An 18,528-nucleotide genomic window follows, 5' to 3' on the forward strand; every position below is an offset into this window, starting at 1 on the left:
CGGTGTGCTGCTAGCACATTCGGCGCGCTCAGGCTCCAGCAAGTGAGGCTATGATTCGGGCAAAACCGAGGCCCCCAGCACGTCGCACACGAGTAGGGCGGCGTGCAGTTCGGCGACTTTGATCGTTGCGGGCCGGCCCCTGCGCTCTTCGGCACGACGCACCCTTTGCAGGACCGTGTTCTTGTGGATGCCCAAGGTGCGTGCTGCGGTCGTCAGACTCCCTTGCGCGTCGAGAACGGCCAGGAGTGCGGCGCGCTCGCCGCGTTCTTTCGTATCGTCTCGGGCGAGATCGCCGAGCTGAGCGGCAACGAAGGCCCTCGCCGCATCCAGGTCGCGCGAGATGGCGTCCACCAACGCAACGTCGCTGAACTCGGTGATCGATGGCGCTGCGCGCCCCGACAGTTCGATGATCCGGCGAGCGCGTAGCGCCTCGAGGTGGGAGGTGCGAAAGCCCGCAGCCCCCGGATGTGCCGAGCCCACCGCGATGTGAACGTTTTCGCGTTCGCCGGGAAACTCCGTCGCCATGCCCGTCAGCGAAGTCCTCACGTCTCCCGTCATCGATACCCATCCCCACACCGCGACTGGGCCGTCGGCCACGACGAGTGAGTGACTCACCCCGAGATACCTACCAACCTGCCTGGCGAATCCCTCGAGGTCGACGCCGCGGTCGTCGGCCCAGCACACGAAACCGATCTGTCGACCGGTGAGCCGGTGGCTGAGCACTCGTTCGGCCCGAGCGAGATCGACACGTTCGCCGGCTAGCAGTGCCCGCACGACGTCGTCGCGCTCGGCTCTTGCCTGGTTCTGGCGTCGGTCGAGCTCGGCGACGTACTCGGCAGCCACCAGACTGGAGATGCGGTCGATGTATCGAAACCCGTACCGCTCGAGATCGATGAACGTTCTCAGTGCCGCAGTGGGGTCGTCGATTCTGTCAGTAAGCCAGTCGGAAAGCTTCTCGGTGAAGTACTCATGACCCAACCGATAGAACCGCAGCATCACATCGACGCTGTGCCCTCGTGATGCCATTGCTCGCGCGTGTTCGAGCGCAGTTACCGGCGCCTCCGCAGCCGCCACGTCAATCCCATGACGGAACATCGAAAGTACCGCTTCGAGATTCGACGAGCACGATCCCAGGGACAGGCCGCGAAGCTCAGCATCCCCGCCGACCTCCGGTATCCGCTCGACTATGTACGCGTGCATGTCCTCGGCCAGGCTGGACACATTCGTCAGCAGAGACGCAGCGATACCCCTTCCCGCGTCCGCGCCGTGGGCCGGCTCTAGCGCGTCCATGACAGCACACTAACGTCGACAGAACTGCGACAGCCGGCCGTTCGCTGTCGACGCAGCACCGCACTTGTTGAGTGACTGGGGGACGCAAACCGGTCCGCGGGTCCAAAATGGGCCGAAATGCGAAAACGCGTCAATGAATCGCCAGCCCGATCACCTCTCTCACCGCAAAACAACCCGAAACCGCGCTCGAAGCGCTCGTGAACGCCCAAGACGTCACCGACATCGCGACCCGATACGAAGCCGGGCAAACCACTCAGCAGGTCGGTGCTCGTTACGGCATCTCCCATACGACCGTCGCTGCGGCGCTTCGGCGTGCATTTGCGGCCCCGCCCAGGATGGGGCTAAGCATCGCTGCCCCGTAGGGACACACGAAGGTGTTTACGGCGACAACACACACGCCGTCTTCGGCGCCGTTACCGGACCAAGCGGTTAGGTGTCTCACGCACTATCCGATGCGAAGAACGGAGTCGCCATCGCCGATAACACCGCCGCAGCGCTGGTCTATGGCCACCGCTACTGCACTACGATATTGTGATCCACATCACATCATGTGCGGCATTCGTTTCGCCGGACAGCGAGCGTCTAATCAGACGTCACAACTCGAACGCAACGGGAGCGGGGATAACTATGACAAGTGCTCAATCGGCGTCAAAGACCACAGGCGCAGCAGGCGCGGTGCCGTCGAGCGAAAACGTTTTGAGCAGTTCGCACGGCACGACCACGATCGCCGACACCGTCGTCTCCAAGATCGCCGGCATCGCCGCGCGTGAAGTCAACGGTGTCTTCGCCCTCGGCGGCGGTGGAGCCGCCCGCATGGTCGGGCAATTGCGCGAACGCATCCCCGGCGCCAGCGTCAATCAGGGGCAAGGGGTTTCGGTGGAGGTCGGGGAACGGCAGACCGCCGTCGACATCGATATCATCGCCGAATATGGGGTGGCCATGACTGACCTCGCTAGTGGGATACGCCGCAATGTGATCGCAGCTATCGAGCGGATGACCGGGCTCGAAGTCACGGAGGTCAACATCACCGTTCACGATGTGCATCTCGAAGACGAGGATGACGCCGACGAGCATGCCGGACCCGCCCGAGTGCAGTAATGACGGCTAGCACCCCGGCGCCGAACGAGCCGGCAGACCGCGTCGCGGCGGCGGTGCGGGCGGTGCCCGGCGTGGCCGACCTGCACCCGGGCATGTTCGGTGAAGTCGGCACGTACCTGCCCGGACGGCGCGTGCCCGGCATCCGCATCGACGACGGCGCGGTACAGGTGCACATCTGCGTGGTGTTCGGCGCCTCCTTGCGCGACACCGCCGCTGCGGTGCGTGCCGCCATCGCTGCGCAACTGCCCGACGCCACCGTCATAGATGTCACCGTCGAAGACGTGATCCGCGGCCAGCCGCGGTGACACTTTCGACATGAGGCCATCATCTCTCTTGGGAAGGACACAAAGTGACCACTAGCACAGTTGGACTGATCGCCGGCTTGCTGCTCGGATTGGCCGCCGCCGCAGGCGGTTTCACCGGCTTTTTGATCGCGCTCGTGCTCGGCGTGATTGGTTACATCATCGGTGGGCAGCGCGACGGGGAATTCGACGTGATGGCGCTGCTGCGGGGTCGCGACCGTGGCTGAGCCGTCAGACGCTGATCCCGGCGATCGTGGAACACTCGTCGTCAAGGACAGGGTTGCTCAGCGCATCGCGGTTCGTGCTGCCCGCGACACCGCGGGCGTGTTGCCGCAGGACGCAACGATGACCAAATTGATCGGTCGCGAGCTGCCCAAGGTGACCGTAATGATCTCGGCGGATCGGGTGCGCGCGGCCGTCGACGTTGCGGTGCCTTGGCCCTGCCCGCTCACAGACGTCGGCGCGGCGGTGCGGCAAAACGTCGGCACGGCCTTGCACCGGTTGGCCGGGCTGGAGGTCGACGGCGTTGATGTCACCGTCTCGAAGGTGGTCTCGGAAATTGAGACCACGCCCGCCCGGGTGCTGCAATGACCACCACCGACCTCGGGCAAGGCGGCGCCGACCGCACTCCCGACCAATGGCAAGGCGGCGATCACGACCGGTCGACGGCGCTTCCTGCGGCCGCCCCCGTCCCCGTCGCACCGCTGGCCGCGTCCTATCTCGGAGCGCTGTGCGGGATAGCGCTGGTGGTCCTGGGCGCGGTCGGCATCCGCGACGGCATCGTCGCGGCCGGCTGGATAGACGGCCGGCTGTGGACCCGCATGACGGTCGACTGGATCGACGGGCAGACTTTCCACGGCTGGATGGTGCCGGTCGGAATCATCGCAGCACTGCTGGGCCTGTTGTGCGTGGTGCTGGCGCTCAAGCCACGCCGTAAACGCGCGGTGGCATTGTCCGCACGCTCCAGCGTCTATCTCGAACTCTCCGACGCTGAGCGGGTGGCCGCGGCCGCGGCGCGCTCGGTCCCCGGCGTCGTGGACGCCAACGCTCGCGCGCGTCGCCGCCAAATCACCGTCCGCGCCCGCACAACTGGTGCTGATCCCGCCGAGCAGCGTGCTGCGGTGAGCGGCGCGGTCACCGACGCGCTTGCGCCGCTGACCGACGCCCCCAGAATCAAAGTCCGTGTGAGCACCGGAGGACGCCGATGAGACCCTTCGTGACCGGCGTCGACCGCCTCGGCACCCTTGTACTGGGTCTTCTTTTGCTCGCGATCGGCGTCGGTTTCCTCGCGTGGGCCGTTGTCGACGTCGACAATGCCACCGTGTTGACCGCTCCGGGTCTGGCAACCGCAGCCGGGTCGGCCTGGTGGCCATGGGCCACGGGCGCCGCCGGCGTGGTGTTGGTGCCGTTGGGGATGCGCTGGCTGCTTAGCCGGGGACCCGCCGAACGCCCTAGGCCGCTGACGCTGCCCGGAAGCGACCAGACGGGAAGGCTGACCGCCGACCTCAAGTCGCTGGCGAGCGCCGCCGCCGACCAGCTGAGCAGTCATCCGGCGGTACGCTCGGCGAAAGGTTCGGCGATCGTCGACCGCGGCGCGCCGAGTATTCAGCTGAAAGCAACCGCGTCTTCCGCCGAGACACTGGCAGAGGCGGTTCGCGCCGCCGATGACATCGCGACGACTGCGACCGGCATGCTCGGCGACGCCATAGTCGTTCGCACTCGACTGCACGTCGACACCAAACGCCGCGCCGAGCGACGCCTCGCCTGACTGCTCAGAGGTGAGCATCGCCTCGGTGGTGCACGCAGGTCTGGACGCTGGGATGGCAGCGCACCGGTACTGGCGACCAGCTAGCTGGCACGCCGCCCCCGGGGAAGCGCTTAATCGTCTAGCCGTACTGATTCGAGAGGTTAGGTACGCGGGTGGCGGGTGGTTGGCCTCCGAGTGCGGTGTTGCCGCGGTGGTAATTGTAGGTGCAGCCAGCCGGCAACGACGGTGGGGAATTGTTACGAGGACGACTGCAAGCACACCCGACTGGGTAGACAACGTTCGACGATCCCCCGTTCGGGGAGCAGCAGAGAGAGTGATGAGCCATGAGCGGTTCCGATAAGGCCAGTAACAAAGTGCAGCGGCTCAGGGGCAAGGCGAAAGAGACAATCGGCCGTGCCATCGGAGACCCCGCGCTTGAAAATCAAGGCGGACGCGATCAGCGCGGATCGCATCTGAAAGACGCTGGTGAAAAGATCAAGGACGCGTTCCGCCCCAAGCGACGCAGGCAGCAGAAGTAGGCGGGGGTGCAGGGGCATAGATGCGGCTGACACTGCTCTAACTCGCGAGAAAGGACGCCAACCGCAGCGGTTGGCACGATAGGCTTGCCTGATCATGCGCGGCGGACTACAGCTGCGCCTGAATCCCGGAAACCGCAAGCGATCCGAATGACTTCGCGGGGTTCGAGTAAGGACGCGAAGGTGTCGGGTCAGTGGAGCTAAGGGGAATCGAACCCCTGACCTACTCGATGCGAACGAGTCGCGCTACCAACTGCGCCATAGCCCCTGGTCGGTAGCACAGGCTACCAGTGCACCCGCTGCCGCCGGAAACCGGCAGGACCGCGGACGTCTACTGCCCGGCCGCCCTCGGCAGGTCGTATCCATGCATCGCAGGCGCGTAGTCGAGGTGCTCGAACATCGGGTCCTCGTCGTCGATCTCAAGCACCACCGCACCCGGCCTGCGCAGCCGTGCCGGCACCAGGTCGAGGTCGTGGTCCTCGGTGTTCTCGACGCCGAGGCGCGCGCGTGCCGCCCGCGTTGCCCGGCGCCGCATCAACCGCTGCTCGATGCGCGTCTGACGCCGCAGATAGCCCAAGTAGAGCAGTGTCACCGCGCCGGTGCCGCCGCACACGTACCAGCCCCACGGCGCCTGGAAGTACGCGTAGGCCGCCGACGCCATCATCATCAGCGTCATGAACGCCAGCATCCGCTTGCGGAACTTGTACTTTCGGGCGCTGATCGCCGCGGCCTTCGCCGGGTCGTAGCGACGCCGCCGCGAGGCCCCCATCGAGTCCGCGATCCGCAGATCGGTTTCCGCAGCTGCCTCGAGGCCGGAAGAGTCGTCGACGTACTCGTACTCGTCGGCGGTACCGTCGTCCGCGTCGTCATCTTCGTATTCGTCAGTCGCGACTTCGTAGATCGCGGTGTCGACGTTCTCCTCTTCGGACTCCTGGACCTCGACGACCTCGTCGGCCTCATCGCCGTCGTCGGGTTCCTCGAAATTCAGTGTCAGCTCGTCGCTTTCAGCGAGCTCTTGCTCAGCCGACGCGCCAACCGGCAGGGCGCCCACCGGCTCCTCGATGACATCGACGTCGAGGTATTCGGGTTCGGCGACCTCGACGACGGGCGCCGCGAGCACCACCGTCTTCTCCGACTCGTCGTCTTCCTCGTCTTCGTAGTCGTCGTCGAAATCGTCGTCGTCGAAGGTCTCGTCTAGGTCGTCCTCGGACGGTCGCCAGGCCGGGTCGCTGCGATGCCCCGACGCCGGTCCCCCGCGTTTGAGCAGCCGTGCGCTGGTGGTGGTGTTGAGGACCCGCGTCGCCAGCGCCACATCGCTCGTCCGCCTGACGGCGTCGCGCTTGCTGATCAGCATCGGAACCAGAACGAAGAGCCAGAGCACGACAAGTGAGATCCAAAGGAGGGACTGGGGGATGCTCGGCATGACGCCTGCTCCTTTCCCCATCAGGCTAGGTCCGTGACCAGCGCGTCCGTCATTGGGGCGCCGAGACAATTACACACCTGTAATTCGCTGGTGACAAGCACCAACAGTCACTTATGTCACATTTGCCACAGGCCTCTTAAGCAGGGCGACTGTGCGCGTGCATACGCGAATCGCCGACCCTGTGGACAAATCCGCACAGTCGGCCGGTTGTGTCGGAGTCCGGCGGCACGCTCCGGCCATGGGGGATGAACTCGAATGGCCGCTGCGCGGATGGGAAGCCGTCGAAGCCGAAGCGCTGACGGCCCGGCAGCTCAAGAGGTTCTACACGCCGGTCTACCCGGCGGTGCACATTCCGCGAGGCGCGGAGCTTTCTGCAGCTCAGCGCGCGATCGCAGCCTGGTTGTGGTCTCGCCGATGCGGGGTTGTCGCCGGCTTGTCCGCCGCTGCGATGCTGGGCGCCAAGTGGATCGACCCGGCACTGCCCGCCGAGATGATCCACACCAACCGGCGGCCCCCGCCGATGCTGACGGTGCACACCGACACCGCCGCGGCATGCGAGATCCAACGCGTGGACGGAATGCGCGTGACGACCGCTGCCCGTACCGCTTTCGACATCGCCAGGCGTCGTGAACTCGTCGAGGGCGTCCAGCGTGTCGACGCTCTGATGAACGCCACCGACGTCAAGGTCTGCGACGTCGAAGACGTGATCGCTGGGCATCCGGGGGTCCGCGGCCTCGAGCAGCTCCGCCGAACGCTCGAGCTCGTCGACGGCGGGGCCGAATCCCCCTACGAGTCGCTGACGCGGTTGCTATTCGTGCGCAGTGGATTTCCGCGGCCCGAAACGCAGATACCCGTCGTCGACGACTACGGAGTTCTCGTGGCCGTCATCGATATGGGCTGGCGCGACTACCTGGTTGGCGTCGACTTCGAAGGCGCACACCATTGGACGGATCCGCGACAGCGGCGATGGGACGCCGAGCGCTACACGCGGTTGGCCGAAATCGGGTGGACCGATTTCCGGGTGACGAGCGGCATGGTGCACAACGCTTCGAGAACGCTGTTGCGGCGCGTCGGCGCTGCACTCGTCGCGCGCGGCTGCCCACAGACGTGGTGACTGTGCGCCTACTGACGCGGCTGCGGCGTGTTGCGTACGCAGACGCACAGTCGCGAACCCGAACCCGAACCGAACGCCTCAGGCCCAGCTCGCGTGCCCGTCGCGCACCAGCAGCGACGTCACCGAGCCGTTGATCTCCTCGACCGTGATCGCCACCAGCAGGTGATCGCGCCACGCGCCGTCGACTTCGAGGTACCGCCGCAGCAGACCCTCCTCGCGGAAGCCCGCCTTGGCCAGAACGGCACGACTCGCGGCGTTCTCCGGCCGCACCGTCGCCTCGAGTCGATGCAGCCGCACCGGGCCGAACGCGTGATCCATGCCCAGCGCAAGCGCCGCTGTCGCCACTCCCCCGCCGATGTGCGACGTGGCCACCCAGTAGCCGATCCAGGCCGACCGCAACGCACCGTGCGTGACGTTGCCGATCGTCAGCTGGCCGCCGAACTCGCCGTCGACCTCGATCACATACGGCAGCATCCGACCCTTGCGCGCCTCCGACCGCAATCCTGAGCACACCGTCGGCCACTGTGTAATCGAATGCCGGACATCCCAATTGACTTCGGTGCTCGGCTCCCACGGCTCAAGGTGCGCACGGTCGGCCAGCCTGATGCGGCTCCACACCGCGCCGTCGCGCAGCCGCACCGGCCGCAGCTTGACCACCCCACCGGGAACCCGGATCGGCCCGCACGATATCGGCCAGCCCGGGTGGGCCGCAGACGATCGCCACAGGGTCACGACGGGATTGTCGCTTACCCGCGCTGCGCGAGAAAGGCGACGTCGACGATCTCGCCGGTGCGAACCTCTTCGGCTTCACTGGGAACCATCACCAGACAGTTCGCCTCGGCCAGCGTCGCAAGTAGATGCGACGACGCACCGGGCGCGCCGCCGAGCGCCTGCACGAGGTACTCGCCGGTGTCCTGATCCCGCATCAGCTGCCCGCGCAGATACCCCTTGCGGCCGGCAACCGAGGTGATCGGCGACAACGCGCGCGCCTGCACCACCCGCCGCATCGGTTGCCGCTTGCCCAGCGACAGCCGGATCAGCGGCCGCACCATCACCTCGAACACCACTAGCGCGCTGACCGGGTTGGCGGGCAGCAGAAACACCGGCACGCCGTCGACGCCGAGCTGACCGAACCCCTGCACCGAACCCGGGTGCATCGCGATGCGGGTGACCTCCACCTCGCCGATCTCCGACAGCACCGCGCGCACACTTTCGGCGGCCGCCCCGCCGACGGCGCCCGCGATCACCACCACCTCGGCGCGGTTGATCTGACCCTCGACGACGTCGCGCAGTTCCTTGGGGTCTGTGTCGACGATGCCGACGCGGTTCACCTCGGCGCCCGCATCCCGGCCGGCCGCGGCGAGCGCGTAAGAGTTGACGTCATAGACCTGCCCGTTGCCGGGCGTGCGCGAGATGTCGACCAGCTCACCGCCGACGCACATCACCGACAGCCGCGGCCGCGGATGCACCAGCACGCGTTCGCGGCCCACCGCCGCCAGCAGACCGACCTGCGCGGCACCGATGATCGTGCCCGCGCGCACCGCCACATCGCCGGGCTGGACGTCGTCGCCGGTACGGCGGACGTACGCACCCGAGCGCACCGGCCGCAGCACCCGCACCCGCGACTGTCCGCCGTCGGTCCAGCGCAGAGGCAGCACCGCGTCGGCGAGCGTCGGCATCGGCGCGCCGGTCTGCACACGGGCGGCCTGCCGCGGCTGCAACCGCGACGGCGTGCGTTCACCCGCTGAGATCGTCCCCATCACGGGCAGGCTGACCTGCTGCTCGCCCTCGTCGGCCGTATCCTCGCCGTCGTCGTCTGCTCCGCGGATCGGCGTCACACCGAGCACGTCGACGCTTCGCACCGCGTACCCGTCGATGGCGGCCTGGTCGAAGCCCGGCAGCGGGCGCTCGGTGACCACTTCCTCGGCGCACATCAGGCCCTGTGCTTCTGCAATCGCGACCCGCACCGGTCGGGGGGCTACCGCAGCGGCCGTGACTCGTGCCTGTTGCTCCTCAACCGAACGCACAAGACGCCTTTCTGAAGTCGCGGGGCCAGGGACGCGTCAGCAGTCGACCAGCCCCAGCCGTTCCACCAACCACCGCCGCAGATCCGGGCCGTAGTCGTCGCGTTGCAAGGCAAAGTCAACCGCAGCCTTGAGGTAGCCTCCGGGATTTCCCAAGTCGTGTCGATCCCCGCGATGCACGACGACGTGTACCGGATGGCCCTCGTCGATCAGCAGTGCGATCGCGTCGGTCAGCTGGATCTCGCCCCCCGCACCCCGCGGCACCCGGCGCAGGGCGTCGAAGATCTTGCGGTCCAGCACGTAGCGGCCGGCGGCGGCATAGGGCGACGGCGCATCATCGGCCTTGGGCTTCTCGAGCATGCCCCTGACCCGTAAGACGTTGGGATTGTTGCTGTCTGTGACGGGTTCGATGTCGAATACGCCGTAGGCGCTTATGTCTTCCTTCGGCACCTCGATGGCGCACAGCACCGAGCCGCCGCGCTTGGCCCGCACCTTCGACATCGTCTCCAGCACGCCGGTCGGCAGCACAAGGTCATCCGGCAGCAGCACCGCGATGGCGTCCTCGTCGGGCCCGAGGGCCGGTTCGACGCAGCCGACCGCGTGACCCAGGCCAAGCGGCTCGGCCTGCACGACGGATTCGACCTTGATCAGCCCGGGCGCCCGGCGGACCTTCTCCAGCATCGACTTCTTGCCGCGCTCCTCGAGCGTCCCCTCGAGGACGAGGTCCTCGACGAAGTGGGCGACGACGCCGTCCTTGCCTTCGGACGTGACGATGATCAGCCGCTCCGCGCCCGCCTCGGCGGCTTCGGCGGCCACCAGCTCGATGCCTGGCGTGTCCACGACGGGCAGCAGCTCCTTGGGCACCGTCTTGGTCGCGGGCAGGAATCGGGTCCCAAGACCGGCGGCTGGGACGACCGCCGTGCGCGGTATGGAGACCAGGGCGCGTGTCATCGCCCCACAGTATCGCCCACCGGTCGAGCGCCGCCCGCGTCCGCGCCGTGACATCGTTGGTGTGTGGAGTCCGGCAGCAAGACCGCGATGCGCAAGGCGATCCTCGCGGCCCGCCGCGGGGTCGCCCCGGAAGTCCACGACGCGGAGGCCGAGGCGCTGTGCGGCCATCTGCCCGAGGTGCTCGGCATCGCGCCGATCGTCTGCGCCTACGTGCCGATCAGATTCGAGCCCGGCTCGATGACCCTGTTGGACATGCTGCTGCGGCTCGGCAAGCAGGTGCTGCTTCCGGTCGCGCGCAGCGATGATGACGGCGTGCCACTGCCGATGCAGTGGGGCCCCTACCGACCCGGCGCCCTCGTCCCCGCCCGGCTGGGCCTGCAGGAGCCGCAGAAGCCGTGGCTACCGGCGGCGGCGATCGCCGATGCCTCTGTGGTGTTCGTGCCCGCGCTGGCCGTCGACCGGGCCGGGGTTCGGCTGGGCCGCGGCGCCGGCTTCTACGACCGGACGTTGCCATTGGCCCGTCCGGCGGCGCGGCTCGTCGCGGTGGTGCGCGACGACGAACTTGTCGACGAACTGCCCGCCGAGGCACACGACGTCCCGATGACACACGCGCTCACACCGCGCCGCGGGCTCGTCGCGCTTGGTTAGCAGCGCGCCAGCACGTCCCGCATGGCCTGCTTCTCCTTCGCTGAGACCGGCACGGGAATGACGCGACCCACATAGCGGTTCTAGCACTTAAGCCGGTAGAGTGCTAAGTAGTTAGACCATCACGGAGGGTTTTTCGTGCCTACCTATTCCTATGCGTGCACCGAGTGCGACAACAAGTTCGACATGGTGCAGGCCTTCAGCGACGACGCGTTGACCGAGTGCCCCAAGTGCGAGGGCCGTCTGCGCAAGCTGTTCGGCAAGGTGGGCGTGGTCTTCAAGGGCAGCGGCTTCTACCGCACCGACAGCCGCGAGGCGGTCAAGAGCTCGTCCAACGGGTCCGCGAAGAGCAGCTCAGAAGACTCGTCGTCGAGTTCGTCGGAGAAGAAGTCCGATTCCTCGAAGTCGGACAGCTCGGGCTCGGGTTCGTCGAAGTCGGACAGCAGCACGAGCTCGTCGACCGCAAAGGCCGCAGCGTCCAGCTGACCCCTGGTTATCCACAGGCCGTCCTGACGGCGCCCCCGCCGGGGCCCTGCTGTCTAGCGTGGCGGCCATGGGGGAATCACTCAATCCGTCGGCGTTGAGCCGGCTCATCCACGACCGGCGGCCGGACTGGACCCGCACCGTCGCCGCGCGCAGAGCGGTGGCGGCAGGCCTCGTCGTTCTCGCCGCCGTCGCCGCGCTGCGTTCCGACCCGCACGGAGACCAGACCGACATCGTGGTGGCTGCACGCGACCTCTCCCCCGGCGTCGAGCTGACCGCCGCCGACGTTAAGCTCGAAAAGCGTTTGGCCACAACAGTTCCCGATGGTGCATCGGTAACCGTCGACACCGTCGTCGGGTTTACTCTCGCCGGCCCGGCGCGCCGCGGCGAGGTGCTGACCGACGTGCGACTGCTCGGCCCTCGGCTGGCACAGTTATCGGCGGGCCCGGACGCCCGCATCGTGCCCCTGCATCTGTCCGACACGGCGTTGTTGGATCTCGTGCGGCCCGGCGACGTGGTCGACGTGCTGGCGGCCGCCGACGACGACATCGATCCGCGCGTGGTGGCCACCGATGCCGTCGTGGTGCTGGTGTCGGAGAAGCAGAAGGGGCCCGGCGCCGGCGGGGACCGCGTCGTGCTGGTCGCGCTGCCTGCCCACGCCGCCAACGACGTCGCGGGCGCGACGCTCATGCAGGCGGTGACCCTCACGTTTCACTGAGCTGTCCTGGTCCGCAGTGCGACTAACGTGTCAATCCTCCCGACCAGGCCTCACAACAGCTTCAGGAAGGATCCCAACGCATGATGAAGGGCTTCAAGGACTTCATAACCCGGGGGAACGTGATCGACCTGGCGACTGCCGTCGTCATCGGTGCCGCGTTCACCGGATTGGTCAGCTCCTTCACCGACAATGTCGTTCAGCCGCTGGTCGACCGCGTTGGCGCGGGCGGCGACAGGGAGTACGGCATCCTGAAAATCCCCCTGGGCGGAGATCAGTTCATCGATCTCAACGCAGTGCTCTCGTCGGCGATCAACTTTCTCATCGTCGCGGCGGTTGTTTATTTCGTGATCATCGTGCCGTACAAGAAGATGAAGGAACGCGACCCGAAGGTCGAGGAAGCAGAAACCGAGCTGACGCTCCTCACCCAGATCCGAGATCTGTTGTCCGAGAACGGTGCAGGCTCCGGCAGGCATGGGGCCACACCAGCCGCCCTCGAAGCCGAGGCCGCCAAGGCGAGGAAGTCCGACTCGTCGTAGACCCGCACACACGCACAAAACAGCCCCCGCCTTTCGGCCGGGGGCTGTTCCGTATGACTGGCAGGGAGTTATGCCATGTCCCAAGGCTCGCCGTAGGTGGTGACGCTGTCACCGCTTGCGGAGATGAGACGGGCGAACGGACGCAGCAGCACGCCACCGGCCGCACCGGTCACGGTGCCGTGCGCGTTGGAGACCGCCACGCCGCCCTGCGGGCCTGCCACGTCAACCGAGAAGGTCGCAACCTCTTGGATGCCGGGCCCGTTGCCCAGGTCAGAACTGATCGACACACCCGGGAACAGGTTCGGCGTGATGACCGAGCCCAGCGGGTTGAACACCGGGAACAGCGATGCGTCGTCGAGCAGGATGTTTGGCGTGGTGTAGCTGAAGTTGATGCCGACGCCCAGCGACCACGGGAAGCCGATCTGGTAGCCCAGCTCCAGCGTGCCCTCGAACTCGTCGGCGCCGGCGCCGGCGACGTTGTACTTGGCACGCCCGGAGTGGAACCACTCACGGGTCAGCCGGTTGCGGTCCAGGGGGAACACGCCGTTGAGAAAGGTATCCCACTGCTGAATCGTCAAAGTCCGGTCCTGGCCGTCAACCAGACTCATCTCGTTGTCCAGTACTGCGTGAGAGGTACCGGTGCTCGCGAAAAGAGCCGCGATGGCGGCTACCATCGCGATCAGCACCCGACTTATTGCCTTCATGTTCTCCCTAGCTCTGTCGGCGGTGACCGTCGCGGCTCACCGAGTTGTTTCCGTGCTGGTAGTACGCCTACACCACACACGACGCAAGAGTCACACGTGTGACAAATGAGAGAGTCCACATTCTCTTCTTACGTTTCGCTCATCGTTGACACGAGGAACATAACGGGAGGGCATCAGCGCGGCAACGCGTACGGGTACGTGTGACAGTGCGGATAGGGACGGCACAAAGTTTGCTGGAGCCGGGGGTATCCCGCCTCGGACACGCCCGCGTCATACACACCCTTCAACCCCGTTCAGCACCGCTGCATCGGCCCGTGCACACCAGTGACAGGCCCTGCCACTAGGCATTCTCACCTGCGGTTACTTGCGCTTAGCCTGATTTGAACCATCATTCATGATGAGGCGGAACATTGTTGCGCAACCAGTTCTCATGGTCGCCGTCGGCGGCGGATGAATTCGTTTCCCGTTCGTCGGTCGACGCCTGGGGCAGTTCCTCGCCGAAGACTTTGTTAACTAGGTCGCGCGGCGGCTTAGAGGGCGAGGTCACAACCGGCCCCGGCTGTGACCAAGATCACAATCCGGTGCGGGCAGATGTTCACCCGTGCGTAACGCAAAAGGGATTGCCGAAGAGACCCCGCTCCTGTTAGGTGCGGGGTCCGCTCCAGCCGGAAAGCAAATTCTTAGATCTCCAAGCTTGATAGCTGGCCGATGATTTGAGTGGCCAACGGGTTGAGTGTCGCCATGCCGTCGCGGACCGCGGAGCGAGAGCCGGCGATGTTCACGACCAACGTGCTGCCCGAGACGCCGGCAAGGCCTCGCGACAGTCCGGCGTCGATGATTCCCGCGGCCAGGCCGGACGCTCGCAGCGCCTCGGCGATGCCGAGAAGCTCGCGATCCAGAATGTCGCGCGTGGCCTCGGGCGTCACATCGCGCGGCGTCACCCCCGTGCCGCCGACCGATACCACCAGATCGACGCCGCCGATGACAGCCGTGTTCAGCGCGTTGCGGATCTCCACCTCGTCGGAGGACACCACCACGACACCGTCGACGACGAAGCCCGCCTCATGAAGCAACTCGGTGACCAATGGACCGCTGTGGTCCTCCTCGCCGTGGGCAGTCCGGTCGTCGACGACGACGATGAGTGCCCGACCGACCAACTCCCCTGGCTGTTCCATGAGTGCCACCGTATATCCGGCCGATGACGTCGGCGCGGCTACTCTCGCCGTCGGCGTGCCCGGTGCCTCGGTCACTGCTGAGCCTTCCCCAGCGTCACCTGCACGGTCTGCGGTTTGCCTGAGGGGTCGATGTAGGTCAGCGTGACCTTGTCGCCAGGGGGCCTGGAGCGGACTGCCGCGACAAGCGCGTCGGCACTGCCGATGACGCGGTCGTCGACCTTGGTCACGACAACCCCGCTCGGCAGGCCTGCGGCGGCGGCCGCGCCACCGCTGGTGACCTCGACGATCTTGGCGCCGTGCGCGGATGCGTCGTTTCCGACCTGCACGCCGAGCGAGGCGTGGGAGGCGTTGCCGTCCTGGATCAACTCGTCGGCAATGCGCTTTGCCTGGTCGATCGGGATCGCGAAGCCCAGCCCGATCGAGCCACCCTGCGCGTCGGCGGAGTCGCCGCCGAGGGTGGCGATCGCCGAGTTCACGCCGACGAGTTCGCCGTTCATGTTGACCAGCGCGCCACCAGAGTTGCCCGGGTTGATCGCGGCGTCGGTCTGGATCGCGTCGAGCACGGTGTTCTGGTTGCGGATGTCTCCGCCTGCGGCGACCGGCCGGTTCAGCGCGCTGATGATGCCCGTGGTGACGGTGCCCTCGAGGCCGAGCGGCGATCCGATCGCGACAACGTCCTGGCCGACCTTGAGGTCGGCCGACGAGCCGATGGTGATCGGGGTCAGGTCGGAGACGCCTTCGGCCTTGATGACGGCGATGTCGCTGCTCGGATCGGTGCCGACGACGCTGAACTTGGCCGTGCGGCCGTCGGCGAAGGTGACCGTGGTGTTGCCGCCCTTGCCGCCCGCCACGACGTGGTTGTTGGTCAGGATCAGGCCGTCGGACGACAGGATGATGCCCGAGCCCTCTTCCGAGGCCCGGCCCATATCGGTCTCCAACTTCACCACGCTGGGCACCACCTTGGCCGCGACCTGTTCGACGGATCCGGCGGGCAGGCTGGCCGCGGGCACGCTGGGCGCCGCGGTGATCTGGGTTCCACCGGAGACGTTGTCGGGCTTGGCCATAAGGGCGACGCCGCCACCGATGCCGGCCGACACGACGGCGATCGTCAGCGCGCCCACCGTCAAGGCGCCAGCGCGCGATCGCTTCTGTGGACGTGGGGACTGCGGCTGCTGCGGTGGAGCGTCGCGGTAGGGGTCATAGGGGTGCTGCCGGAAGGCCTGGTGATGCGGGTGCTGTCCGTGAGCATGCTGCTGGTGGGCTTGCTGCTGAGCCCGCTGCTGCTGGGTCGCGTAGCGCCAGTCGTAGGGCTGCTGCTGGTAGCCGGTCTGCCCGGGATATGCCGCCGTGCGGTCATCGCCTGGCCGACGGCCGTGATGCGGCGGCGGCGGTGAGTACCTCGGGTCGTTCGTCATGTCGCTACGGGCTCTTCTCTCGAGTTCTAAGAACGGACGGCGCCTTCACTTCTTCAACGAAGCTCGCACTTTCACGGTGCCCGGAGGGGCTGAGAATGCGCTTAGAGATTGTTCGGCACATCCACAGACCTTCGCACGCGGTCCTTGCCGACCATTTACCCATTGTCGGCGCTGGCCACCCGTTGTGTGGCGACCTGGGCAGGCCGTGTCGCGGGGATCACCCGCCCCGGCAGGAGGACGTAGATCGAAGTGCCCGGCGGCTGGCCGCCGCGCACCGTCTCCTCCACCCGTAGCGCGCCGCCGTGCTTGAGCACGACCTGCTTGACGATGGCCAGCCCGAGGCCCGAGCCCGGCATCGCCCGCGCGGCGGTGGAGCGGAAGAACCGCTCGAACACCAGCTGGCGTTCGTGCGGCGGGATGCCGGGGCCGTGGTCGGAGACGACCATCTCGGCGTGCATGGGATCGGTCTGGGTAAGCCGGACGCCGACCCGGCCGTTGGCCGGACTCCACTTGGCGGCATTGTCGAGCAGGTTCAGCACCGCCCGCGACAACCCTGCCGCGTCGCCGTACACCTGCCACGGGATGACGTTGACGTCGAACTCGATGTCGTTGCGGCGCCGTCGCACCCGCTCGAGGCAGCGGTCGATGATCTCGGACATGTCCACGGGCTCGTGCACGATGCCGCCAGCCTCGTCGCGGGTCAGATCGACGAGATCGCCGACGAGCGTAGACAATTCCTCGATCTGAGCGATGACGTCGGCACGCAGTTCGGCCATCTCGTCCTCGGGTATCCGGGGTGCGCCGGGCTGCTGAGAGGCCATCAGCAGCTCGACGTTGGTACGCAACGACGTCAGCGGGGTACGCAACTCGTGGCCCGCGTCGGTGACCAGCCGGGCCTGGCGTTCGCGTGACTCGGCCAGCCCGCGCAGCATCATGTTGAAAGCCTGTGTGAGACGGGCAAGTTCGTCGCTACCCACCACGGGGATGGGACGCAGGTCGTCGGTGCGGGCCACCCGTTCGGCGGCCTCGGTTAATCGGGCCACGGGTCGCAACCCCGCGCGCGCGACCATGCCGCCCGCGAACGCGGCGATCGCCACGCCGATGCCGCCGACGATGAGCAGGACCGTGCCGAGCCGTTTGAGCACCTTGCTGGTGGGCGCCAGGCTCTTGGAGATCAACAACGAACTGCCGTTGTTCAGGTGAACGGCCAGCACGCGCTGATGGTTGGCGGTGCGCAGCGACAGCAGAAGTTGGCCGGACATCACGTCCTTCTCCTGCTTGCCGATCGGCAGCGTCTGGCCTTCCTGGTTGGCGGTGTAGATCGAGCGGCCGGGGTTCACCAGCATCGCGTTGACGTCGGAGTAGGCGGTGCCCTCGATGGCCTTGCCGGGATCGGCTGCCAGCGAACCGCTCTCGATCAGCAGACGAGCCCGGCTGTGCAATTGATTGTCGATGTCCTCGTAGAGCGCGCGGGAGACGACGACGTAGACGGCGAGCGCCATCAGCACGACGACCATCGCCACCATCGACATCGCCAGCAGCATCACCCGCCAGCGCAGTGACAGGGAGCTAGTTTCAGGAAGCGAACTGGGCCGGAACGGTAGTGGACGAAAACCAGCCATCAGGGCGGTGTCTCACGCAGCACGTAACCCACCCCGCGCACGGTGTGGATCAGCCGCGGCTCACCCTCTGCTTCCGTCTTACGACGTAGATAACCGACATAGACCTCGAGGGCATTGCCCGACGTCGGGAAGTCGAATCCCCACACTTCCTCGAGGATGCGGCTGCGGGTGAGCACGCGCCGGGGGTTGGCGATCAGCATTTCCAGAAGCGCGAACTCGGTGCGGGTGAGGCTGATCTGGCGGGTTCCGCGGGTGACCTCGCGGGTCACCGGGTCCAGACTCAAATCGGCGAACGTCATCGCAGGCGATTCGCCGCTGTCGTCGGGCGTGGTGCGACGCAGGAGCGCGCGCATGCGCGCGAGCAGTTCCTCGAGCGCGAACGGCTTCGGCAGGTAGTCGTCGGCGCCCGCGTCGAGACCTGCGACGCGCTCGGACACCGAGTCGCGGGCGGTGAGTACGAGGATGGGCAGATCGTCGCCGGTGCTGCGAAGCTGACGGCACACCTCGAGGCCGTCCAGTTTCGGCATCATCACGTCCAGTACGAGAGCGTCGGGCCGATCGCTGGCGATCAGGTCCAATGCTTCGAGGCCGTCCTGAGCCAGCGCGACGGAATAGCCGTTGAAGGAGAGCGAGCGACGAAGGGATTCGCGCACGGCACGGTCGTCGTCAACGACAAGGATTCGCACGGCCACCAGTGTTAACCCATCGCCTGAGAGTGACCTGAGAGGCGCGCCGGGGCGCGCGT

Annotated in this window: 22 protein-coding genes and 1 tRNA gene; 12 read left to right on the top strand and 11 right to left on the bottom strand. The window is 66.7% G+C overall.

All coding sequences use genetic code 11. From position 1 onward, the window contains the following. Positions 1-48 precede the first annotated feature (48 nt). On the bottom strand, positions 49-1,290 hold the full coding sequence (locus tag C6A82_RS21530) for a CdaR family transcriptional regulator (RefSeq protein WP_105344318.1): 1,242 nt from the start codon (positions 1,288-1,290) through the stop codon (positions 49-51). Positions 1,291-1,917: 627 nt separating this feature from the next. On the opposite strand from C6A82_RS21530, the gene C6A82_RS21535 reads away from it, so the two are divergent. The 7 genes from C6A82_RS21535 to C6A82_RS21565 all read left to right on the top strand — a co-directional run bounded on the left by C6A82_RS21535 (position 1,918) and on the right by C6A82_RS21565 (position 4,976). After that, entirely contained in the window at positions 1,918-2,388 is a 471-nt protein-coding gene (locus C6A82_RS21535; protein WP_105344320.1) for an Asp23/Gls24 family envelope stress response protein, read from the top strand. Then, positions 2,388-2,693 (top strand): hypothetical protein, encoded by a 306-nt coding sequence (locus tag C6A82_RS21540; protein WP_105344322.1) that lies wholly within the window; start codon positions 2,388-2,390, stop codon positions 2,691-2,693. Before C6A82_RS21535 ends, C6A82_RS21540 begins: the two co-directional genes overlap by 1 nt. Before the next feature lie 44 nt (positions 2,694-2,737). Continuing rightward, positions 2,738-2,917, top strand: a complete 180-nt coding sequence (locus C6A82_RS21545; RefSeq protein WP_105344324.1) for a hypothetical protein — start codon at positions 2,738-2,740, stop codon at positions 2,915-2,917. Next, complete coding sequence (locus C6A82_RS21550; protein WP_105344326.1) at positions 2,910-3,281, top strand: Asp23/Gls24 family envelope stress response protein; 372 nt, start codon at positions 2,910-2,912, stop codon at positions 3,279-3,281. The genes C6A82_RS21545 and C6A82_RS21550 overlap by 8 nt, the downstream gene beginning before the upstream one ends. Beyond that, positions 3,278-3,898, top strand: a complete 621-nt coding sequence (locus C6A82_RS21555; RefSeq protein ID WP_105344328.1) for a DUF6286 domain-containing protein — start codon at positions 3,278-3,280, stop codon at positions 3,896-3,898. Before C6A82_RS21550 ends, C6A82_RS21555 begins: the two co-directional genes overlap by 4 nt. An 8-nt stretch (positions 3,899-3,906) precedes the next feature. Further along, on the top strand, positions 3,907-4,458 hold the full coding sequence (locus C6A82_RS21560) for an alkaline shock response membrane anchor protein AmaP (protein ID WP_142405929.1): 552 nt from the start codon (positions 3,907-3,909) through the stop codon (positions 4,456-4,458). Positions 4,459-4,781: 323 nt separating this feature from the next. Then, positions 4,782-4,976 (top strand): CsbD family protein, encoded by a 195-nt coding sequence (locus C6A82_RS21565; RefSeq protein WP_105344332.1) that lies wholly within the window; start codon positions 4,782-4,784, stop codon positions 4,974-4,976. Between the two features lie 192 nt (positions 4,977-5,168). On the opposite strand, the gene C6A82_RS21570 is transcribed toward C6A82_RS21565, so the two are convergent. Then, positions 5,169-5,241, bottom strand: a tRNA-Ala gene (locus C6A82_RS21570). A gap of 63 nt (positions 5,242-5,304) precedes the next feature. Next, positions 5,305-6,396, bottom strand: coding sequence for a gephyrin-like molybdotransferase receptor GlpR (gene glpR / locus C6A82_RS21575; protein ID WP_105344334.1), 1,092 nt, complete (start codon positions 6,394-6,396; stop codon positions 5,305-5,307). A gap of 238 nt (positions 6,397-6,634) precedes the next feature. On the opposite strand from glpR, the gene C6A82_RS21580 reads away from it, so the two are divergent. Continuing rightward, positions 6,635-7,510 carry a hypothetical protein gene (locus C6A82_RS21580; RefSeq protein WP_105344336.1) on the top strand — a complete coding sequence of 292 codons (876 nt, stop codon included), beginning with the start codon at positions 6,635-6,637 and terminating at the stop codon, positions 7,508-7,510. Between the two features lie 78 nt (positions 7,511-7,588). On the opposite strand, the gene C6A82_RS21585 is transcribed toward C6A82_RS21580, so the two are convergent. Genes C6A82_RS21585 through C6A82_RS21595 form a run of 3 tightly spaced genes read right to left on the bottom strand, consistent with a single transcriptional unit; the run spans position 7,589 to position 10,485 of the window. Then, the gene (locus tag C6A82_RS21585; protein ID WP_105344338.1) at positions 7,589-8,242 is read right to left on the bottom strand and encodes a GNAT family N-acetyltransferase; all 654 of its coding nucleotides are present in this window, start codon (positions 8,240-8,242) and stop codon (positions 7,589-7,591) included. A gap of 14 nt (positions 8,243-8,256) precedes the next feature. After that, entirely contained in the window at positions 8,257-9,537 is a 1,281-nt protein-coding gene (gene glp / locus C6A82_RS21590; protein WP_105344340.1) for a gephyrin-like molybdotransferase Glp, read from the bottom strand. 36 nt (positions 9,538-9,573) lie between these two features. Continuing rightward, complete coding sequence (locus C6A82_RS21595; RefSeq protein WP_105344342.1) at positions 9,574-10,485, bottom strand: UTP--glucose-1-phosphate uridylyltransferase; 912 nt, start codon at positions 10,483-10,485, stop codon at positions 9,574-9,576. Positions 10,486-10,548: 63 nt separating this feature from the next. Here C6A82_RS21595 and C6A82_RS21600 point away from each other — a divergent pair, with 63 nt between their 5' ends. The 4 genes from C6A82_RS21600 to mscL all read left to right on the top strand — a co-directional run bounded on the left by C6A82_RS21600 (position 10,549) and on the right by mscL (position 12,867). After that, positions 10,549-11,133 (top strand): 5-formyltetrahydrofolate cyclo-ligase, encoded by a 585-nt coding sequence (locus tag C6A82_RS21600; protein WP_233216884.1) that lies wholly within the window; start codon positions 10,549-10,551, stop codon positions 11,131-11,133. A 135-nt stretch (positions 11,134-11,268) separates the two neighbouring features. After that, a complete protein-coding gene (locus C6A82_RS21605) occupies positions 11,269-11,616 on the top strand; it encodes an FmdB family zinc ribbon protein (RefSeq protein ID WP_105344344.1) in 348 nt (115 codons plus the stop codon). Positions 11,617-11,683: 67 nt separating this feature from the next. Next, positions 11,684-12,331 (top strand): SAF domain-containing protein, encoded by a 648-nt coding sequence (locus C6A82_RS21610; RefSeq protein WP_105344346.1) that lies wholly within the window; start codon positions 11,684-11,686, stop codon positions 12,329-12,331. Positions 12,332-12,411: 80 nt separating this feature from the next. Next, positions 12,412-12,867: a large-conductance mechanosensitive channel protein MscL gene (gene mscL / locus C6A82_RS21615; protein WP_105344348.1), complete on the top strand. Its 456-nt coding sequence runs from the start codon at positions 12,412-12,414 to the stop codon at positions 12,865-12,867. A 68-nt stretch (positions 12,868-12,935) separates the two neighbouring features. On the opposite strand, the gene C6A82_RS21620 is transcribed toward mscL, so the two are convergent. From C6A82_RS21620 to C6A82_RS21640, 5 genes are all read right to left on the bottom strand, one after another. After that, entirely contained in the window at positions 12,936-13,571 is a 636-nt protein-coding gene (locus C6A82_RS21620) for an MspA family porin (protein ID WP_105344350.1), read from the bottom strand. A gap of 680 nt (positions 13,572-14,251) precedes the next feature. Then, complete coding sequence (locus C6A82_RS21625) at positions 14,252-14,746, bottom strand: molybdenum cofactor biosynthesis protein B (RefSeq protein WP_105342885.1); 495 nt, start codon at positions 14,744-14,746, stop codon at positions 14,252-14,254. 71 nt (positions 14,747-14,817) lie between these two features. After that, on the bottom strand, positions 14,818-16,161 hold the full coding sequence (locus C6A82_RS21630) for a S1C family serine protease (RefSeq protein ID WP_105342883.1): 1,344 nt from the start codon (positions 16,159-16,161) through the stop codon (positions 14,818-14,820). Positions 16,162-16,316: 155 nt separating this feature from the next. Continuing rightward, the gene (locus C6A82_RS21635; protein ID WP_105342882.1) at positions 16,317-17,783 is read right to left on the bottom strand and encodes a HAMP domain-containing sensor histidine kinase; all 1,467 of its coding nucleotides are present in this window, start codon (positions 17,781-17,783) and stop codon (positions 16,317-16,319) included. Then, entirely contained in the window at positions 17,783-18,469 is a 687-nt protein-coding gene (locus C6A82_RS21640; RefSeq protein ID WP_105342888.1) for a response regulator transcription factor, read from the bottom strand. The genes C6A82_RS21635 and C6A82_RS21640 overlap by 1 nt, the downstream gene beginning before the upstream one ends. Positions 18,470-18,528: the final 59 nt, after the last annotated feature.

The sequence above is a fragment of the Mycobacterium sp. ITM-2016-00318 genome (genome assembly GCF_002968285.2).
Lineage (GTDB): Bacteria > Actinomycetota > Actinomycetes > Mycobacteriales > Mycobacteriaceae > Mycobacterium.